At 64.6% G+C, this 19,160-nt stretch carries 19 protein-coding genes and 1 pseudogene; 16 read left to right on the plus strand and 4 right to left on the minus strand.

The features are described 5' to 3' along the window. Positions 1-9: 9 nt before the first annotated feature. Positions 10-1,032, plus strand: a pseudogene (gene fbaA / locus ACHL_RS03290) (class II fructose-bisphosphate aldolase); the annotation flags it as partial. Next, on the plus strand, positions 1,033-1,452 hold the full coding sequence (locus ACHL_RS03295) for a DUF3151 domain-containing protein (protein ID WP_015935882.1): 420 nt from the start codon (positions 1,033-1,035) through the stop codon (positions 1,450-1,452). Positions 1,453-1,679: 227 nt separating this feature from the next. Here ACHL_RS03295 and ACHL_RS03300 read toward each other — a convergent pair whose 3' ends face one another. Next, positions 1,680-2,312, minus strand: a complete 633-nt coding sequence (locus tag ACHL_RS03300; RefSeq protein ID WP_015935883.1) for a uracil-DNA glycosylase family protein — start codon at positions 2,310-2,312, stop codon at positions 1,680-1,682. 674 nt (positions 2,313-2,986) lie between these two features. Between ACHL_RS03300 and ACHL_RS03305 the strand changes: the two genes are divergently transcribed. From ACHL_RS03305 to ACHL_RS03355, 10 genes are all read left to right on the plus strand, one after another. Next, the gene (locus ACHL_RS03305; RefSeq protein ID WP_015935884.1) at positions 2,987-3,703 is read left to right on the plus strand and encodes a SipW-dependent-type signal peptide-containing protein; all 717 of its coding nucleotides are present in this window, start codon (positions 2,987-2,989) and stop codon (positions 3,701-3,703) included. Between the two features lie 96 nt (positions 3,704-3,799). Further along, positions 3,800-4,336 carry a signal peptidase I gene (locus ACHL_RS03310; RefSeq protein ID WP_015935885.1) on the plus strand — a complete coding sequence of 179 codons (537 nt, stop codon included), beginning with the start codon at positions 3,800-3,802 and terminating at the stop codon, positions 4,334-4,336. 58 nt (positions 4,337-4,394) lie between these two features. Further along, the gene (locus tag ACHL_RS03315) at positions 4,395-5,069 is read left to right on the plus strand and encodes a hypothetical protein (RefSeq protein ID WP_015935886.1); all 675 of its coding nucleotides are present in this window, start codon (positions 4,395-4,397) and stop codon (positions 5,067-5,069) included. 197 nt (positions 5,070-5,266) lie between these two features. After that, positions 5,267-6,811: a choice-of-anchor G family protein gene (locus ACHL_RS03320; RefSeq protein WP_244266513.1), complete on the plus strand. Its 1,545-nt coding sequence runs from the start codon at positions 5,267-5,269 to the stop codon at positions 6,809-6,811. 169 nt (positions 6,812-6,980) lie between these two features. Next, complete coding sequence (locus tag ACHL_RS03325; protein WP_015935888.1) at positions 6,981-8,066, plus strand: M14 family zinc carboxypeptidase; 1,086 nt, start codon at positions 6,981-6,983, stop codon at positions 8,064-8,066. A gap of 242 nt (positions 8,067-8,308) precedes the next feature. Next, positions 8,309-9,598, plus strand: a complete 1,290-nt coding sequence (locus tag ACHL_RS03330; protein ID WP_015935889.1) for an adenylosuccinate synthase — start codon at positions 8,309-8,311, stop codon at positions 9,596-9,598. Positions 9,599-9,874: 276 nt separating this feature from the next. Then, on the plus strand, positions 9,875-10,228 hold the full coding sequence (locus ACHL_RS23325) for a YegP family protein (protein WP_015935890.1): 354 nt from the start codon (positions 9,875-9,877) through the stop codon (positions 10,226-10,228). A gap of 309 nt (positions 10,229-10,537) precedes the next feature. Then, positions 10,538-11,089 carry an RNA polymerase sigma factor gene (locus ACHL_RS03345; protein WP_015935891.1) on the plus strand — a complete coding sequence of 184 codons (552 nt, stop codon included), beginning with the start codon at positions 10,538-10,540 and terminating at the stop codon, positions 11,087-11,089. Next, positions 11,086-11,982, plus strand: coding sequence for a hypothetical protein (locus ACHL_RS03350; protein ID WP_015935892.1), 897 nt, complete (start codon positions 11,086-11,088; stop codon positions 11,980-11,982). Before ACHL_RS03345 ends, ACHL_RS03350 begins: the two co-directional genes overlap by 4 nt. A 47-nt stretch (positions 11,983-12,029) precedes the next feature. Continuing rightward, complete coding sequence (locus ACHL_RS03355; protein WP_015935893.1) at positions 12,030-12,455, plus strand: CoA-binding protein; 426 nt, start codon at positions 12,030-12,032, stop codon at positions 12,453-12,455. A 14-nt stretch (positions 12,456-12,469) separates the two neighbouring features. Here the strand turns inward: ACHL_RS03355 and ACHL_RS03360 are convergent, their stop codons facing one another. Next, positions 12,470-13,501 (minus strand): isopenicillin N synthase family dioxygenase, encoded by a 1,032-nt coding sequence (locus tag ACHL_RS03360; RefSeq protein WP_015935894.1) that lies wholly within the window; start codon positions 13,499-13,501, stop codon positions 12,470-12,472. Between the two features lie 45 nt (positions 13,502-13,546). Here ACHL_RS03360 and ACHL_RS03365 point away from each other — a divergent pair, with 45 nt between their 5' ends. Genes ACHL_RS03365 through ACHL_RS03380 form a run of 4 tightly spaced genes read left to right on the plus strand, consistent with a single transcriptional unit; the run spans position 13,547 to position 15,127 of the window. Next, a complete protein-coding gene (locus tag ACHL_RS03365; RefSeq protein ID WP_015935895.1) occupies positions 13,547-13,954 on the plus strand; it encodes an MmcQ/YjbR family DNA-binding protein in 408 nt (135 codons plus the stop codon). After that, complete coding sequence (locus tag ACHL_RS03370; RefSeq protein WP_015935896.1) at positions 13,947-14,501, plus strand: DUF1990 family protein; 555 nt, start codon at positions 13,947-13,949, stop codon at positions 14,499-14,501. The genes ACHL_RS03365 and ACHL_RS03370 overlap by 8 nt, the downstream gene beginning before the upstream one ends. After that, positions 14,498-14,818 (plus strand): putative quinol monooxygenase, encoded by a 321-nt coding sequence (locus ACHL_RS03375; protein WP_015935897.1) that lies wholly within the window; start codon positions 14,498-14,500, stop codon positions 14,816-14,818. Before ACHL_RS03370 ends, ACHL_RS03375 begins: the two co-directional genes overlap by 4 nt. 15 nt (positions 14,819-14,833) lie before the next feature. Further along, a complete protein-coding gene (locus ACHL_RS03380; RefSeq protein WP_015935898.1) occupies positions 14,834-15,127 on the plus strand; it encodes a DUF503 domain-containing protein in 294 nt (97 codons plus the stop codon). Between the two features lie 941 nt (positions 15,128-16,068). Here ACHL_RS03380 and purL read toward each other — a convergent pair. Together purL and purQ are read right to left on the minus strand one after the other, a co-directional pair. Then, a complete protein-coding gene (gene purL / locus ACHL_RS03385) occupies positions 16,069-18,378 on the minus strand; it encodes a phosphoribosylformylglycinamidine synthase subunit PurL (RefSeq protein ID WP_015935900.1) in 2,310 nt (769 codons plus the stop codon). Next, positions 18,375-19,160, minus strand: a complete 786-nt coding sequence (gene purQ, locus ACHL_RS03390) for a phosphoribosylformylglycinamidine synthase subunit PurQ (RefSeq protein ID WP_015935901.1) — start codon at positions 19,158-19,160, stop codon at positions 18,375-18,377. Before purQ ends, purL begins: the two co-directional genes overlap by 4 nt.

Raw genomic sequence — 19,160 nt, forward strand, 5'->3', positions numbered from 1 at the left:
AGAGGAGTCAGCATGCCCATTGCAACCCCAGAGATCTACTCCGAAATGATCGACCGTGCGAAGGCGGGCGGATTCGCTTTCCCGGCAGTGAACGTCACGTCCTCGCAGACGCTGAACGCGGCCCTGCGCGGCTTCGCCGAGGCTGAGTCCGACGGCATCGTCCAGGTCTCCACCGGCGGTGCGGCTTACTGGTCCGGCGCCTCCACCAAGGACATGGTGGCCGGTTCCCTGGGCTTCGCGGCCTTCGCCCGCGAAGTGGCCAAGAACTATGGCGTCAACATCGCCCTGCACACGGACCACTGCCCCAAGGACAAGCTGGACGGCTTCGTCCTGCCGCTGCTGGCAGCCTCCGAGGCCGAGGTCAAGGCCGGCCGCAACCCGATCTTCAACTCCCACATGTGGGACGGCTCCGCCGAAACCCTGCAGGACAACCTGCGCATCGCCCGCGAACTGCTGGCCCGCACGGCCGCTGCCAAGATGATCCTCGAAGTTGAAATCGGCACCGTGGGTGGCGAGGAAGACGGCGTTGAGAACGAGATCAACGAGAAGCTGTACACCACCGTCGAGGACGCCCTGGCCACCATTGAAGCCCTGGGCGCCGGCGAGAACGGCCGCTACATCACCGCGCTGACCTTCGGCAACGTGCACGGTGTCTACAAGCCCGGTGGCGTCAAGCTCCGCCCGGAGATCCTCAAGGACATCCAGGCACAGGTTGGCGCGAAGATCGGCAAAGACAGCCCGTTCGACCTCGTGTTCCACGGCGGCTCCGGCTCCTCGGACCAGGAGATCGCCGACGCCGTTTCCTACGGCACCATCAAGATGAACATCGACACGGATACCCAGTACGCCTACACGCGTCCGGTGGCGGACCACATGTTCCGCAACTACGACGGCGTCCTGAAGGTGGACGGCGAAGTGGGCAACAAGAAGACCTACGACCCCCGCGTCTGGGGCGCCTCCGCCGAAGCCGGCCTCGCTGCCCGCGTGGTGGAAGCCACCAAGCAGCTCGGTTCAGCCGGAAAGACCTTCTAAATGTCGGATGAGTTCCGCAAGAACCTGATGGGGCCGGAGCCTACGCTCCTGCCGGCAGAATCCGAGATCTACCAGCACCTGGCCCTCGGCCAGGAGGCTGTTGACCTGGTGGCGAAGAACCCCACGTCCTCGCTGCTGTGGGCCATCCTTGCCGAGGAGGCCTGGGCGGAGGGACGCACCATCGATTCCTACGCCTACGCCCGCGTCGGCTACCACCGCGGGCTGGACTCGCTGCGCCGCAACGGCTGGCGCGGCGTCGGTCCCATTCCCTGGGAGCACGAGCCCAACCGCGGATTCCTGCGTGCGCTCTACGCGCTGGGGCGTGCCTCGTCAGCCATCGGCGAGGCCGACGAACCGGAGCGGATCGAGAAGTTCCTCAACGACTCCGACCCCGCGGCCAGGGCGGCCATCGAGGGCTAGGTCCCCACCGCCTCCCTGGCTTCGCTGCGCTCAGCCAGGGAACCCTCCCCGCTGCCTCCCCAACCTCGCAAGCTCGGTGGGGCCCCTCGGCAGCGTGGGCCCAGGCGGAGGCCCCTTCATATGACGACGACGGGCGGTCACCTTTCTTGGGAAAGGTGACCGCCCGCCGTCGTACAACCGGTGGCTGGGCTCGTCGAAACCTGTATTTCGACAAGCTCAACCGCCGGTTAGCTGGCCTTCTGCAGTCCTGTACGGGCCATGGCGTCTGCGTAGGCCACGCGCATGTCCTGGAGGTACTCCTCCTGGCGCGCCGGGGAACCGGCGAAGGCGCGGCCGCTGAGGGAGCGCACCTTGTAGGTCTTCAGGCCACGGCGCCACAGCAGCGGAACCTCGGTCTTCAGGAGCGCGTTGGCCAGCCGGTTGGCTTCGGTTCCGTGCGCCACGATGACTGAAGCGCGCGGGACGAGGGCGAGGAACTTGAGCAGCGGCTTGAGGCCGGCCTGGATCTGGTCCGGGGTGAACTTGCCGTTCGGTTCGCCCGGAACGTGCCAGGGGTGGACGTTCCACGGCATGACGTACTCGGGCCGCAGCCCCAGCTTCCACTGGATGCCGAGCATGCGGGTGGCAGCGTCCTGGTCACCGGCGGTGATGAAGCCAGAGCCGTCCGCCTCACCGATGTTGGAGAACAGGCTGATAATGCGGCACTCGTCAACGTCGTGCATGGGGTCGACGTAAGGCACCACCGTGCCCGGCCTGGTGTCCTGCAGGGAATCGCACAGTTCGTTGACGGCGGCGACGTTGGGTTCGTAGCGGCGGTTCAGGAGCTGTTCGTGAAGGGATTCTGGTGCAAGCGCGGTCATGTGGTGCTGGTTCTCCTGCGGGGATTGGCGGTGCTTCCGCCTGCGGAGGAGGGCGCGTGAGGGCGCAACTCGACATCGGCGGTGTGTTGGGGTGGGCCGGTCAACCCGGCCTTCCCCAGTTTAGCAAGCCCCGGGCAGCGAAACGCCGGCTGCGCGTATTCCGGTGACCGGATGGTGACGTCGGAGGCCACCAAGACCAGCCCGGTGCGGGCCAAGGGACCGCAATCTTGGGCTGGGCGACGCGCTTTCGGTGGGACTGGATCCCCGACGACGGATCGTTGTAGGCGTCGTTCAACTGCTGGCGGTCCAACCGGTCGGGGAAGGACGTGGGGACGAGGTTCCCGGGCGACGAACGCCGGACCGTGTCAACCACGGAGTCCTGGAGGAGTTTCAGGAATTCCAGCGTAATCCCGTCAGCTTCCTTGGCGGCGTTCCCAGCGGCCGGGCAAATCGTTCCGGATTGTGTCATCGATTCCCTGCCTGAGGAGATCAACGGGCGGCTACTCCAATTGAGGATGGTCATTGGATAACAATTAGTACACCCCCTTGACTCTAATTTGTCATCAATGATGATCTAGGGACATCGGTTTTTTGGGGGAAATACCGATCGATCCCCCTTGCCCGTGTCCCGGTTCTTACCGTTCGGGGTTTTACATTCTAATTTGGGGGAAATCATGGTTGAAGCAACCAGCGCTAAGACGCGCTCAGAAAAGGCTAATAAGGTCCGGGCAATTCTTGCTGGCGGACTCGTGTTGGGGGTTGGCGCGGCTTTCACGCTCGCCGCGTGGACGGACAATGAATGGGTCTTCGGGCAAAGCGAAAACGGTGGCGGACCGGGCACCAAGGTCTACCAGATGCAGCAGAACACGTGGAGCGGCACGGGCGGTTCGGAAGCGTGGAGTGACCAGCCGTTGTCTCCAGGTGGAGCGCTGACCTTTAGCGTCAACGCGGACAACCTGGTTCCCGGCAGCACCGTTTACGCTCCGATGCAGTTGCGGGCGGTCGCCGGATCCGAAGCCCTTGTTGCCAGCCTGACGGAGGCGGCACAGTCACTTCCAATCGACAGCGCTACCAATTCTTCACAGCTCTACACGGCCTTGCGCTACGAAGCCAAACAAGGCGTGCCCAGGTCCTCGTGCAACGCCACGGGGTTTGCCGCGGCCAGTGCCAGCGGTGCCTCGAACATCGTTCCAGCCGGATCAAATCTGAACACCATCTCCGTCCCCGGGGCCGCAACCAACATCGCCCTACCCAAGGTTGATAACGTCACTCCCGGCGCTGCGGTGGATGTCTGCTTTGCCCTGACCCTTCCCACGGACGCCCCGGCTTCGCTGCAGGGCACGAAAACGGTCCCGCTCTGGAAGTTCTCAAGCACGGTGGGCCAGTCCTAGCCGCCACGGGTGCAGCGCACATCCGCTAGGCTTGCGCGCGGTTTCCGGACGGTGCAAAAACCGTCCGGAAACCGGGGCCGGCTGACCGTTCGGGGTGTGGCCAAGGGAGCCAGGGAAGTCGCGCTCACCCTGGTGGCCCTGCTCGGACTGGCCTGCATCCTTTCCCTGGTCTTGGGCTTCTTCTTCAATGCGTCCTTTGTCGTGTTCCGGACGGGGTCGATGGAGCCTCAGTATCCGGTTGGTGCCTTGTCCCTGACCGTCCAGGTCGACGCCAAGGATCTGGCGCCGGGTGACGTCGTATCGGTCCGTCGGGAAGCGGCAACCGCCTTGGTCACCCACCGGGTGGTGGGTGTCGACCCGCCCAGCGCCGAGGGCGCCACCGCGTCCCTGAGACTGCGGGGCGACGCCAATATTTCGGATGACCCCTTGCCCTACGAGGTGGCGACCGCACAGAAGGTACTGCTGACAGTCCCCGGACTGGGTGCATGGGTCATGGCCGCACGCGGTCCGGAATTTCTTGGTGCAGCCACACTCGCCGTGACGGCCCTGGTGACGTGGGCCTACTGGCCGAGGCGCAGCGCCTCCGGCCAGGCAGCGTCTGATGACTCACCCGGGGCTAAACCACAACAGTAAGGTCGTAGATGACATGGCGGGACCCAGGATCAGGCACCTGGCAGGAGTCGCAGGGGTTATGACAGTTTTGCTGGTTGGTGCTGTGCCCGTTGCAGCCGTGGCCGACGAACAGTTGATTCCGGTTCCGGAGACGGGCGCGGCAGGCTTCCTGTCCCTCTCTTCATCGGTATACCCACTGGCACTCCCCGTGCTTGATGCCGGGGAGTCCTTCAGCTGGCAGATCGGCATCTCATTGGATCAGCCGAGCGGGGAATCGACCTTGCAGGTGACTGCAGATGGCGGGATTGCCGGCGCGGACACCTACGTGGTTGCCGTAGATGAATGCGACGTCCCGTGGCAGGGAAACAGCGGCCTGGGCGGGAACCTGCGCTGTCCAAGCGGGTCCACACCACGCATAGCGCCAGTGACTCTGGTTGAACACCGGCAGGATGTGCAGGTTCCCTTGCGGGATCTGCGCGGCGGCACGTCACCATACCTTCGGTTCGTCTTGTCCCGGCCTGCCGGTTCGCAGGATCCGCCGGACACGTCGTTGACGTTGGGCATTGGGGTCACCGCTGCAGGAAGTGACGACGTCGCCATGGTCCCGCCTCATCCGCGGCCGTCAGCACCGCTGGCAAACACCGGAGCGGCAGTGCTGCAGTCAGTGTTCGCCGGCTTGGGACTGCTGCTATTGGGGGCAGCAGTCCTGGCCGTGCGTCGCCCCGCCCGCCGGGACCCGAAGGGAGCAAAATGAAGACTCTCCTCAAACGGACTCTAAAGGACATCACCGGGAGGCCGCGGCGCACGCTGCTGGTGGCAGCCGTCGCTGCGGTGTCGCTGACGGCCACAACCACTGTCACCACGGCGGCCTGGGTGGACAACGAATGGGCCGGCGGCAGTGTGGGCGTGGGCTCTCCGGGGGACTGTTCCACCAACACACTCTTCAGCGGCGTGGCTTCGGCCAGGCAACTCTCCGGAACCGTTTTGGGAACCGACCTGAATTCCATCGCAGGTGTTGACGGACTTATCGTCACCAACACCGACGGTGTGGCATCACCTCAGCCGCTTTCGGCGACGGCGGTGACAGCTATGCCGGATGCGTTCGTCAGCAAACTACCCGTCACGGCTTTGGGTAACGAATTGCTGACAGCGGGACTGACGCTGGGCGCTCCTGTGGACGGATTGGGAGCTTATACGCAGTGGGCCCAAGCCCAGGACAGCGGACATGCCCGTGCTGCAGCCGGGCTGGTCACCGACCAGTCTGGAGCTGTCCAGGTCGGTCCCTCAGCGACTGAGCGCAGAGAGGGCCCCAGCGCCGCAAAAATCACACTCGGTGAAATTCTGCCTGCTTCGCTGGCCGGTGTAACCCTCGACGTCGGCGCCGTGGCGTCGTCCGCGTCGGTCCAAGGATGCGAGATGGTCAACGGCTGGCCCACGCTGGCGGCGGACCCGCTGGATGAACGCGACTACGGCATCGCCAGCCTGGATCTTAATGCTGCCATTCCTGCTGTGGGTGCGTTGTCGGCGGGCGCCAGCGGGGCCGTGCGGGACGTTCCAGCCCAGGTGAACGCATTGCTCGGTACGGGCGGATTGACGACAGGAATCTCCAGTGGCATCGCTGCCCTCATCAATCCTGTGTTGGGCGGACTTGAGCTGGGATCTGTCAGCACTGTTGCCACCATGTCGGCCCCGGACCTGACCGGTGTCAGCATGCTCATGACGGAGTCGCTGACCGATGGAGTCGTCACCATCAACCTTGGCGCGGCGCCTGGTCAACCAGCAGTGAGGGTCAACGTCGCTTCACTCACCGGGAGTATCACCGGCCTCAACGGAATGGGACCCAACCATCCGGTGGTGCTTGATTCCGCCGTGGTCACCGCCTTGAACGACAGGATTACTTCGCTCCTGAACGCGTGGAAGACGAGGGTGGTGGAGAAGTTGTCCGCAGCCCTACGGTCCGTCACCCTCAGCGCCACCACCAACATCTCTCTGAAACTTTTGGGCGCAAATGTGGCAAGCATCAGTGTCAAAGCAGGACCGTCCAGTCTGGGCCAGTACTTGGATGGCAAAGCTGTTGCTCCCTCGGTAACCCCGGAAGTCCTTGGACTGGACCTTGGCGGCACAGTTGCAGGTCTGCTGGCGCCCATTACCTCGGCCCTTAGGACGGACACGAACCAGGTAGTGAAGTCCGTTGTTGAAGCCACTATCTTCAACACCGGGCTGATACCCGCCGTGAGTGCAAACATCCAGCAGTTGTCCACTCCAGCGGTGAATGCCGTGGGAAGTGTTCTGACAGCAGTTGGTGCCTTGGTGTCCATTCACGTAAACGTCCAGCCCGACAAGCCGTGGCTTGGAGAGAGACCCAAGGACGTTTCCGCCAATCCAGGCGAATATAAAGTCTCGGCCATTCGCGTTGGCCTTATCTATGAACCAGAATTGCTGAGTCTTTCGTTGGGTACTTCTGCCGCTGGTCCCGTAAATTACCGACCCTCCTAATCAGTTTTCAAAGCTCGGGAACTTTTGAGTTTTGTGGGCCGTTATTGGCATTAATTTGATAGCTCAAAGCAACTAAACGCGATTTGTCAATTAAATTGACAGTAACCGGTTTCGTTGGTTGGCTGATGTCACAGTTCGCAATGGGGGACATGGCGGCTGGACGCACTCAATGCACTCGAAAGAGGTAACGCACGTGAAGAAATCCCTGGCTACTTTCAGGACCCTTGCTGCTACCGGGGCGCTGGCACTTGCCGTCGTAGCCGCACCGGCCCCGGCCATCGCCGTCGGCGAGGGCCCCAATTACGGCGGCAACGGCCAGATCACCACATCGAAGCTGGCCACCTATGACCAGATGGTTTCTTTCCTGAAGGACCAGGACGCCAAGCAGCCTGCCATGGAACTTGAGGTCATCGGCAAAACGGTCAAGGGCCGGGACATCCACCTGGTCAAGTACATTTCGGACCCGGCCAAGCCCACCATCCTGTACCTGACCCAACAGCACGGCAACGAACAGCTCACCACAGAGGGAGCACTGGAGTTCGTCAAGCACTTGGGCACGGAAAAATCGGCGGACATCCTCAAGGGCGTCAACATCCTGGTGGTTCCGATGCTCAATGCGGACGGAGCCATGGGTGACGTCGACTTCTCCCTGGAGGACTACATCGCCAAGGGCGACCGCAACATGACCCGCTTCAACGCCAAGGGCGTGGACTTGAACCGGGATCACGTAGCCAAGATCCAGCCGGAAACCCAGGCCCTGCACAACAACGTGATGGGCAAGTACCGGGTGGACTACATGATCGACCTGCATCACCAGGGCACCCGCGCTGAGCGCGACGGCAAACTGGTGTCCGGCTCCATCCTGTATCCCACCACCCCCAACGCCGATCCCGCCGTCGTGGAACGGTCCAAGCAGTTGGGCGCCGTGGTCTTCGACAACGTTGACTCCACCGGCTGGGGCCACCTCGGTAAATACCAGGGCGGCAGCGCCGAGACCATCAGCCGCAACGGCATCTCGGTGGAATACGGCATCGCAACCCTGCTCTTTGAGATGCGCGGCATGTCGGACCACTACCTCGACGGCTACGCGCTGGGACAGCGCAGCAACGGCTACCTGATCAAGCAGACCGTCACCACGCTGACGTCCACCGCCGCCGCCATCGCGGACGGTTCAATTGCCGACGCCGATACCTCCTTCTGGGACACCCTCGCCGAGCAGACCTCCCGCCCGGCGGGCGAGGCCGACGACGAATAACCGCCGCAGGACAGGACGCCCCGGTTCTTTACCGCGCGTAAAGAACCGGGGCGCCCCAGCGAGTGGACAAAGTGCACTATCGGCTAAACTTGGGTGGTAAGGGCCCCGGGGCCAACGCGTTCGCCAATCCGCCTGCGGAACGGCGGAAGCCGGTCCACTCGGGGCATTCTCATGAACGGCGCTGAACCAGGACCGCCACGCTTGTGGCACCCGGCCGGCCCGAACGAATGGGGGAGGATCCCATGCCAGCAATTGTGATCGTAGGAGCCCAGTGGGGCGACGAAGGAAAAGGCAAGGCCACCGACCTGCTGGGCGGCCGTGTTGACTACGTCGTCAAGCCCAACGGCGGCAACAACGCCGGGCACACCGTCGTCGTAGGCGGTGAAAAGTACGAACTCAAGCTGCTTCCGGCAGGCATTCTCAGCCCCAACGCAGTCCCCATCATTGGCAACGGCTGCGTGGTCAACCTTGAAGCCCTGTTCCAGGAAATCGACGGCCTGCAGGCGCGCGGTGCCGATACGTCCAAGCTGCGCGTCTCCGCAAACGCCCACCTGGTGGCTCCGTACCACCAGGTCCTGGACAAAGTCACTGAACGCTTCCTCGGCAAGCGCGCCATCGGCACCACCGGGCGCGGCATCGGCCCCGCCTACATGGACAAGGTGGCCCGCCTGGGCATCCGCGTCCAGGACGTCTTCGACGAGTCCATCCTCCGCCAGAAGGTGGAGGGCTCGCTGCACCAGAAGAACGAGGTCCTGGTCAAGATCTACAACCGCCGCAGCGTTGTGGTCGATGAGATCGTGGAGTACTTCCTGTCCTTCGCTGAGCGGCTCCGCCCGCTGGTCATCGACAGCACGCTGGTCCTGAACACTGCCCTGGACGAGGGCAAGGTAGTGCTGATGGAAGGCGGCCAGGCAACGTTCCTCGACGTCGACCACGGCACCTACCCGTTCGTCACCTCCTCCAACCCCACGGCGGGCGGCGCATCTGTGGGCTCGGGCATCGGCCCCACCCGCATTTCCCGCTCCATCGGCATCATCAAGGCCTACACCACCCGCGTGGGCGCAGGCCCGTTCCCCACCGAACTCTTTGACGAGATGGGCGTGTACCTGCAGAAGACCGGCGGCGAGTTTGGCGTCAACACCGGGCGTCCCCGCCGCTGCGGCTGGTACGACGCCGTCCTGGCCCGCCACGCGTCCCGCGTCAACGGCTTCACAGACTACTTCGTCACCAAGCTGGATGTCCTTACCGGCATCGAACAGATCCCGGTGTGCGTGGCCTACGACGTTGACGGGGTCCGCCACGACGAAATGCCCATGACACAGACCGAGTTCCACCATGCCAAGCCCATCTTCGAATACTTCGACGGCTGGACCGAGGACATCACCGGCGCCCGCACCCTGGCAGACCTGCCGGAGAACGCGCGCAACTACGTCCTGGCGCTGGAGAAGCTGTCCGGGACGCGTTTCTCCGCCATCGGCGTGGGACCGGACCGGGACCAGACCATCGTGGTGAACGACCTCATCAACGACTGACGGTTTAGAAGGAAATACGACGGCGGCGGGACACCTTTGCGGGTGGCCCGCCGCTTGTTCGTTTCCAGCCAGGCGCGAGGCAGCTCAATTTACACAGGGTTTACCTGCAATGCCTTGTGGGCCCGCAGCCCGCACAGCCAGACTTTTGGGACAGCATTCGAGGACTGCCTGGCAAGCACGTCCATCACTTTGCGGGACAACCCGGCCGCGCGCCGGGCCGGACCATCGGCGGAGCTGCCGTCCGGAAAACCGCTCACAACCGGAAGGAAGTGCGCCATGGCGGGCAAGTTCGAAGTTTTCCTTGATTCCCAGTCGAAGTTCAGGTTCAGGCTCGTGGGCGCGGACGGGTCGGTGATGGCGGTATCGCAGGCGTTCAACGACAAAGCGGCCGTTGTGGCGGGGATCGCCGCGGTCCGGGAGTGCGCCGGGACCGGTTTGGTGACTGACCTATCCCCGGCCGGAGCCCTGACGCCTGCGGTGACCGTTGCCGCCGCCCCCGCCACCGAACCCACACTCGATGACCGGGCAGCGGCCAGGCTTCATGCCCTCGCCTCGGCCAAGGTCATTCGCCGCCACACCGCCCCCGCGCATTGGGACTGGCGCCGCAGCCGGGCGGAACTGGCCAACTGAGGTCCGCGGACACTCCATTCCAGGATGGCAGGCAGGCCACGAAAAGTTTTTTGAAAGTCGCGTAACCTTCCGCCGCCTGCGGACGATTACCCTTATGTAGCGCCGGCCTGGAACTTGTCCCCCATCACGTTCCAGGCCGGCTCTTTAGTTCTCCGGCAGCAGGGACAGCTGCGCATGGCCGGAACCGGCAGTGCACGTGGCGGTCCGGTGCGCGGTGGTTACCGCGGGGTAAAGTAAGCGGGCAAAGGCATTCCGGCAACGGGCCTTGCCCGCCCAGCCATCCCCGCACCGACCAAAGGCACCACGTCCGTGACCGATGCACTGACAGACGAGTCCCTGCGAGATCCAGATTCTGGTTCCTCGGCCTTCGGCGTCGTCTACCGGACGTATGCGTCACAGGTATTGGGCTATTTCAGAGCCCGTGGAGCCGAGGATCCGGAGGCAGCAATGCAGGAGGTCTTCCTTTCTGTGCTGCCACGGCTGAACTCAGTGACCGGCGGCAGCGACGGCCTGCGCACGTTCATTTTCTCTGTGGCCCACGCCCGCATGGTCGATGACCACCGGCGGCAGAGCCGCACCCCTGCCAAGCTCCCCTTCGAACCGGGGCTGGACGGGCGGGAGGACCCGTCCGCTGAAGCGGAAGCGCTGGAGCGGATTGCGCCCCGAGAAATCGTAGGGTTGCTGGAGTCTTTGCCGGACGAGCAGCGGGAAGTGTTGTCGCTGCGGTTAGTTGCCGGGCTCACTGTCGAACAAACAGCGGAAACCATGGGGAAGAGCACAGGAGCGGTGAAGCAGCTGCAACGGCGCGGCATCCTCAAACTGCGCGAAGTTGCAGCAGTGAAGGAGTACCTGCAGCCATGACCACACCCGAAAGCAGGCTGCGCGAGCTGGTCGATGAAGTCCTCAAGGACGCCGGCCACCAGGACGACGCCGTCCTGCGAAGTGCACTCGAATCGGTCGGCTCCCTTGCATCGCTTCCCGTTCCCGAACCATCCGGAGAGCTTGCCCGGCTGCTGGCGGGAGGCGGGGACGAACTGGCGCGCCGGCGCCGCTCCGGCCGTCACCGCCCCACTGTGGTGGGACTGGCAGTGCTTGCCGGCATGGGCCTGGGCATCGGAGGCGTTGCCGCAACGGCCGGCAGTGCCCCCGGCACCAGTGCAGCGTCCGTCCAGCACTTGCTGGGGGACTGGACACCGGATTGGGCAATCACCCAGGGCGCAGCGGCAGCGCCGACTCCCGAACATCGTGTAGTGGCGGACCCAGCGGGCCAGGCTCCGGAACCGGATCCCGCAGCCGGTCCCGCCGCGGGTCCCACGGGCCCCCGTCCGGCCAAGGAACTGCGGCAACCCGGCCCAGGTGTGGCTGGTCCCGCCAAAGATTTCAAATGCGGAAGCCCGGGAGAAGCCAAGGCAACTCCTGCGGGCATTTGCCCGCCCGCAGCCGAACCATCAAGTGGGCCGGGTGGGTCCCGCAACCACATCGGCGGGGAATCTACGCCGGACGCGGCAGCGCCCGGGAACAGGGTCCAGGAGCCGGTGCCGGGCCAAGGCATGGCAGGCCGCTCCAATCCCGGCCAAGACCAAACGGGTACCGCGACCTCCGGTTATGCCCTTCAGAACAGGGACAGCCCTTTGTCCGGAGCAAAACAAGCCGCTGGCAGCGGACAGGACAAGTCCGCACCGGAAAAGCCTGGCCGGGCAAGCCCCGGGCAAGGGGCAGGAACTGGCCCCGAAACCGTTCCTGGCGGCAAATAACCGTCCAGGAGGCCGGTGGTCCCTGGGCTCCGGGTTAGGCTGAGGGCATGGGCCACGCGAACGATCCTGCAGTTATTGAACGCCTCATGCGGACCAAAGGGCGTTGGGCCATCGTGGGCCTGACCACCAATGAGTGGCGCTCCGCCTACGACGTGTCCTTGTTCATCCGGGACCAGCTGGGCATGGACATCATCCCCGTCAACCTTGCCGGCGATACCGTGCACGGCGAACAGGGGTACCGCACCCTCGCCGAAATTCCCCCCGAAAAGCAGCCCATCGACGTCGTGGATTGCTTTGTGAACTCGGAGAAGGTGGGCAAGGTAGTGGACGAGGCGATCGCCGTGGGCGCCAAGGCGGTCTGGCTTCAGCTGGGCGTCATCGACGAAGCCGCCGCGGATCGTGCCAAGGCCGCCGGCCTGGATGTCGTGATGAATTCCTGCCCGGCCCAGCAGGCCTGGAAGTTCAAAGTCTGAGGCCCTTGCGGTGGCTAGCTCCGCTTCAGCAGGTCCGGGTAATGCCGCTCGGTGACGTCCGGGTGCGCCCGCATTCTGCCCTTGAGCATGTTGAGGCCAAAGGATGCGAGCAACGGGTTGCCGGGATCGTCCGTAATGCCGCGTGCGGCGGCCTTCAACTCCGGGGCCAGCGGAACAGGCTGGATGACTGAGTCCAAGCGGGGCGACCAGAAGAACGGCACCGAATAGCGGTCCACACCCGGAGGCGGTGCCTGCACGCGGTGGATCGTGGCCGCAAGGTATCCCTCGGTGGCCACTTCCAGCATTTCGCCGAGGTTCACCACCAACGCGCCGGGCAGGGGCTCCACCGGAAGCCATTCCGAGGTCCCCGGCGGCTTTACTTCCAGGCCTCCAACGTCGTCCTGCAGCAGGAGTGTCACGAACCCGTAGTCAGCATGGGAACCCACCCCCTGGTTACCTGCCTCTTTGACCACGCCGCCAACATAATGGACCAATTTGCCCATCCATGCCGGTGCTTCCCGGAACGGTTCGTCGAAATAGTCCTCGGGTTGTTGCAGCGTCACCGCAATGGCGCGCAGCAGTTCCATCCCCACCGCGGACATCAGCTCGGCCCAGGCCATGGCTGCCGGCTTCAGTTCAGGGAACGCTTCGTCCGGCCACTGGTTTGGTCCCTGCAGCAGCCAGTACGGCTGGTCCGGCGGGTAGCTGCTTACCGGCGGGCGCTCGGGAGAGTAGTCGATCTGCTCCCGCGCATCCGCCCGCCCCTGCGTCACTTCGGTTCCCATCCGGGTGTAGCCGCGGAAGTGTGGAGAAAGCCGGTTGTCCAGTTTCATCCGTTCTTCAAGGGGAAGGTTGAAGAACCGCCGGACAGCGTCAAGGAGTTGGTCCGCCTGCCCCGGCGAACCCCCGTAGCCCGTGATCTGGAAGAAGCCCACGTCATGGGTGGCGTGCCGCAACTGCTCGATGAATTCCGGACTGAAGGTCCCGTAGGGCTGCCGTGCGGTACTCAAATCCAGAACAGGTATGGCTCCCTGGTCGTGTGACATCCTCGCAGACTAGCACCGTAGGGACGCGCTTTATAGGCTTCGTTCATGGACCCCAGCATGCTGCGAAAGATCTGCCTGTCGTCCCCCGGCGCCTACGAGGACTACCCGTTCGGGCCGGAGACTTCAGTCTTCAAAGTCCGGGCCCACATCGCCGGCGGGGCCAGGCACGAGGCGAAGCTTTTCGCGTTGTCGTCCATGGACCCCGGCGATTTCTACGTGAACCTCAAGTGCGATCCGTCCCTGGCGGTCCAGTTGCGGGCCGCGCACGCCGCCATCGACGGCGCCTGGCACATGAACAAGACGCACTGGAACGGGGTGCGCCTTGACGGTTCCCTTCCGGATGACATGGTGCGGGACATGGTGGAGGACTCGTATGACCTGGTGGTTGCCGGGCTGAGCCGCAAGCAGCAGGAGCAGCTTGGCTGGGCGCGCCTGGGGCGTTCGGGTGAATGACCCGCGGCCGGTCAGCGGCAGCCTGAACTATCCAGGCATCGGAAGTACAAGGCAGGGCACGACGCCGGCGGGTTACGCCAGCGTCCTGGAGGAGGTGCGTCTGGGGTCCGGCCAGCCGCTGTTCCGTCGCGTCGCTGACGGCATCCTTGGGTGGGAACTCCAGCGGCGCGCTGGGCTTCGTGTCCGGGCCGACTCGCCCAGGGCTGTGGCGGGTGCACGGGTGGTGAGCGGATTCGGCGTCGGCCCGTTCCGTCTGAACGCACCGTGCGAGGTGGTCTGGGTCCAGGAGCCCGCGGCAGAGGGGCAGCCGCAGTCAGCAGGGTTCGGCTACGGTACGCTCCCGGGGCATCCTGCCCGCGGTGAGGAATCTTTTGAAGCGGTCATCGACGCTGCCGGCGAAGTGTTTCTGCGCGTCAGGGCGTTCAGCAAGCCAGCCAACTGGTTCTACGCCACCGGCGGACTGGTGACCCGGGCAGCCCAGCGGTACGTTACTTCCCGGTACATTGAAGGGGCACGCACACTCGCCGCGGAAGGAACATCCCAGTGATCTTTATTGTCGTCAAGTTCAAGGTCAAGCCGGAATGGTCGGAGCGCTGGCCGGAGCTGGTGGCCGACTTCACCGCGGCAACCCGGCAGGAGCCGGGAAACCTCTGGTTCGACTGGTCCCGCAGCCTGGACGACCCCAACGAGTACGTCCTCGTTGAAGCCTTCAAGGACGACGCCGCGGGCGACCACGTGAACAGCGAACATTTCAAGAAGGCCATGGCGGACATGCCGCAGGCACTCGCCGAAACTCCCCGTATCGTCAGCCGCCAGCTCGACGGCGACGGCTGGGACCGCATGGGCGAGCTCACCATCGGCTAGGGAAGGACCGCAGCCATGTGGGTCGGCTGGATCGAGTTGGACATCCTCCTTGGCGACGTCCAAAGCCTGAAGGAGAAACGCTCCGTCATCAGGCCGCTGCTTGCCGAACTAAAACGCCGCTACGACGTCTCGGTGGCCGAGGTGGGGGACCACGACCAGTACCGGCGCACCAGGGTTGGCGCAGGCCTGGTGGCAGCCGACCGCGCGCACCTCGTGGAGGTGCTCGACGCCGTCGAACGCTTCGTGGCGGGCCGCCCGGAAATCGAGCTGCTCAGCGCCCGCCGCCGGGACCTGCACAGCGAGGACTGACCCCATCGGTTGCTGAGTACTTGTCGTTTTGGCCGCTCTAAACGACAAGTACTCAGCAGCCGATGGATGGTGTGGATAACTTCTGCGGGTGTTGCCAGGATTCTGCTCTTATGGATCGATGAAGACTCCACAACCGCTGCCGGAGGAACTCCGGGGACGCCCCTTCACCCTTGTTGACGCTTCAGTTGCCGGAATCTCCCCGCGCCGCTGGCGGCATGGGTCGCTGACGTACCGCGGCAGGGGAATCAGGATGGAAAGCACGACGACGGCGCTCCCCTTAGGCGTTCGGGTCCGGCCCTTCATCGAAGTCAATGTGCTTTGCGCTGCCTCGCACGTTACTGCGGCCGAGCTGCATTCACTGCCGCAGCGGCGCCAGGATGGCGCCTCCGACGCGTACCACCTCATCCGTCCCGAAGGCGCAGCCCACCTCGACAGGCCCCACGTCCTCGTGCACCGCATGAAGCTGTACGAGGATGAAGTCACCACTATTGACGGGGTTCCGGTGACCACGCCGGCGCGGACGTGGTTGGACATGGCCGAGATGCTGTCCCTTGATGAGATCGTGGCCATGGGGGATGCCTGCGTCCGTGTTCCGCGCCCCGAACTTGAATCACGGAGGACGGTAGCAGGCATCACGAGCCCGACCTGTCCTACCGCAAATACAGGATCGGAATCGAGTACGAGGGCGAACACCACGGCGAGGAAAGCCAAATCGCCAGGGATATCGCGCGCTCTGAACGGTACGCCGCGTTGGGGTGGACGGAGGTCAGGATTTCCAAGCGGCACATGGTCAACGACGCGAAACCGGCCGCGGCCAAAGTCTTGGTTGCCCTGGCGCAGGCTGGCTGGCGGAGGGGTTCTTAAAACGATTGCTCCGTACTTGTCGTTCTGACGGTTCAAAACGACAAGTACGGAGCAATCGATGGGGGAGGAGGAAGGTATCAGCCGAAGTACTTCGGCAGGGTCCCTTCGTGGGCTTCGCGGAGTGCGTCGAGGGACAGGCTGTCCACGCCGTTGATCTCCAGGGCACCACTGGCTGCGTCCACCACGCCGATGCGGGTGTGCGCGAAACCGCGGGCGGTGCACATGTCCGTGAAGCGCACTTCCTCCGAGCGGGGAACGCCCACGACGGCGCGTCCCTGGGATTCGGAGAACAGCGCCGTGAACAGGTCCACGCCGTCGCGGTCCATGACGTCCTGCAGCGCAATCCGCGCACCGACACCGTAGCGCAGCGAGGACTCCACCAGTACGGCAGCCAGGCCACCCTCGGAGAGGTCGTGTGCGGCGTCGATCATGCCGTCGCGGGAGGCGTTGATCAGGATCTCGCCCAGTGCGCGCTCGGTCTCAAGGTCCACCTTCGGCGGCTGGCCGCCCAGGTGGCCACGCATGTTGGCCCATTCTGAACCGTCCAGCTCGGCAGTGGTGGTGCCCAGCAGGTAGATCGCCTGGCCGTCCTCGCGCCAGCCCGACGGCGTGCGGCGGGCAACGTCGTCGAGCTTGCCCAGGACCGCCACCACGGGGGAGGGGTGGATGGGCGTGGTGCCTGTCTGGTTGTACAGCGACACGTTGCCGCCGGTGACGGGGATGCCGAGTACCTGGCAGGCATCAGACAGGCCGCGGATGGCTTCGGCGAGCTGCCACATGACATCCGGGTCCTCGGGGGAACCGAAGTTCAGGCAGTCGCTGACGGCCATGGGGATGGCACCTGCGGTGGCAACGTTCCGGTACGCCTCGGCCAGGGCCAGCTGTGCACCGTGGTAGGGATCGAGGTACGTGTAGCGGCCGTTGGCGTCGGTGGCGAGGGCCACGCCCAGGCCGGTTTCCTCATCAACGCGGACCACGCCGGCGTCGTCCGGGAACGCCATGGAGGTGTTGCCGCCCACGTACCGGTCGTACTGGTTGGTGATCCAGGACTTCGAGCACATGTTCGGCGATGCCACGAGTTCCGTTACGGCCTTGGCCAGCTCGGCAGGGGCGGCCGGGCGGCCGGCATCCTGAACAGAGCCGGTGAAGGTGTCCGCCTGGACGGAATCCTGCCACTCGGGGCGGGCAAACGGACGGTCGTAGACCGGACCGTCGTGGGCTACGGTGCGGGGGTCGACGTCGACAATCACGTCGCCTTCCCAGGTGATGATGAGGCGGCCGGTGTCGGTGACCTCGCCCAGCCAGGAGTACTCCACGGCCCACTTGTCCATGACGGCTTCGAACGCTTCCACGTTCTCCGGCGTCACGACGGCCATCATGCGCTCCTGCGATTCGGACATCAGGATCTCGCCCGGGGTCAGCGTGGGGTCACGCAGCAGCACGGAGGTCAGCTCAACCTGCATGCCGCCGTCGCCATTGGACGCGAGCTCGGACGTGGCGCAGGAGATACCAGCCGCGCCGAGGTCCTGGATGCCCTCCACCAGGGAGCCCTTGAACAGCTCCAGGCAGCACTCGATGAGGACCTTCTCGGCGAACGGGTCGCCCACCTGGACGGCCGGACGCTTGGACGGCTTGGTGTCATCAAAGGATTCGGAGGCCAGCACGGACGCGCCGCCGATGCCGTCACCGCCGGTGCGGGCACCGAACAGGACCACCTTGTTGCCCTTGCCCGAGGCGTTGGCGAGGCGGATGTCCTCATGGCGCATGACGCCGACAGCCAGGGCGTTGACCAGCGGGTTGCCCTGGTAGACGGAGTCGAACACCATCTCGCCGCCGATGTTGGGCAGGCCCAGCGAGTTGCCGTAGCCGCCGATGCCCGCCACGGCGCCGTGCATGACGCGCGCCGTATCAGGGTGGTCGATGGCGCCGAAACGCAGCGGGTCCATGACGGCCACGGGGCGTGCACCCATCGAGATGATGTCGCGGACGATCCCGCCGATGCCGGTGGCCGCACCCTGGTAGGGCTCAACGAACGACGGCGAGTTGTGCGATTCGATTTTGAAGGTCACGGCCCAGCCGTCCCCCAGGTTGGTGACGCCGGCGTTTTCGCCGATGCCCACCAGCATGTCCTTCTTCATTTCCTCGGTGACCTTTTCGCCGAACTGGCGCAGGTGGTTCTTGGAGGATTTGTAGGAGCAGTGCTCGCTCCACATGACGGAGTACATGGCCAGTTCGGCGCCGGTGGGGCGGCGGCCCAGGACCTTGACGATCTCGTCGAACTCGTTGCGCTTCAGGCCCAGCTCGGCCCACGGCAGGTCCGTCTTCGGAGTCTTGCCGGCGTTCTCCACCGTGTCGATGTTGAACTTCTTGGTGGTTTCGGTGGTCACTTGTCGCCTCCCACAATCTTGGTCAAAACGGAGGTGAAGAAGCCCAGTCCGTCGGTATCGGACCCGCCGATACCCGTCTCACGGGAAAATGCAGGTTCGGGGCCGAAGCCCTGTTCCACGGCGTGCTCGGGGTGCGGCATGAGGCCCACCACGTTGCCGGCCGCGTTGGAGATGCCGGCGATGTCGCGCCGCGAACCGTTCGGGTTGGAGCCCACGTAACGGAAGACGACGCGGCCCTCAGCCTCAAGGGCGTCCAGGGTCTTGTCGTCAGCGATGTACTGGCCATCCTGGTTCTTCAGCGGGATGGTGATTTCCTGGCCCGCCTCGTAGTCCAGGGTCCAGGCTGTGTTGCTGTTCTCCACGCGCAGGATCTGGTCGCGGCACAGGAACTTCAGGTGATCGTTCTTGATCATCGATCCCGGCAGCAGGTGCGATTCCGTGAGGATCTGGAAGCCGTTGCAGATGCCCAGGACGGGCAGCTTGGCGTCACTGTTGGCGGCGTCGATGATCTTGGACATCAGCGGCGCGAAGCGGGCAATGGCGCCGGCGCGGAGGTAGTCACCGTAGGAGAAACCGCCGGGTATGACGACGGCGTCCACGTCACCGAGTTCGGTGTCGCCGTGCCAGAGCTCGACGGCGGTGCCGCCGGCCAGGCGCACTGCGCGGGCAGCGTCCCGGTCATCAAGGGTTCCGGGGAAGGTAACGACGCCAATCCGGGCGCCGGCGAGGCGCGGCTCCGCCGCGACGGCGATGGCCTCGCCGATCAGGGGAAGTTCAGTCAT

The organism is Pseudarthrobacter chlorophenolicus A6, assembly GCF_000022025.1.
Taxonomy (GTDB): domain Bacteria; phylum Actinomycetota; class Actinomycetes; order Actinomycetales; family Micrococcaceae; genus Arthrobacter; species Arthrobacter chlorophenolicus.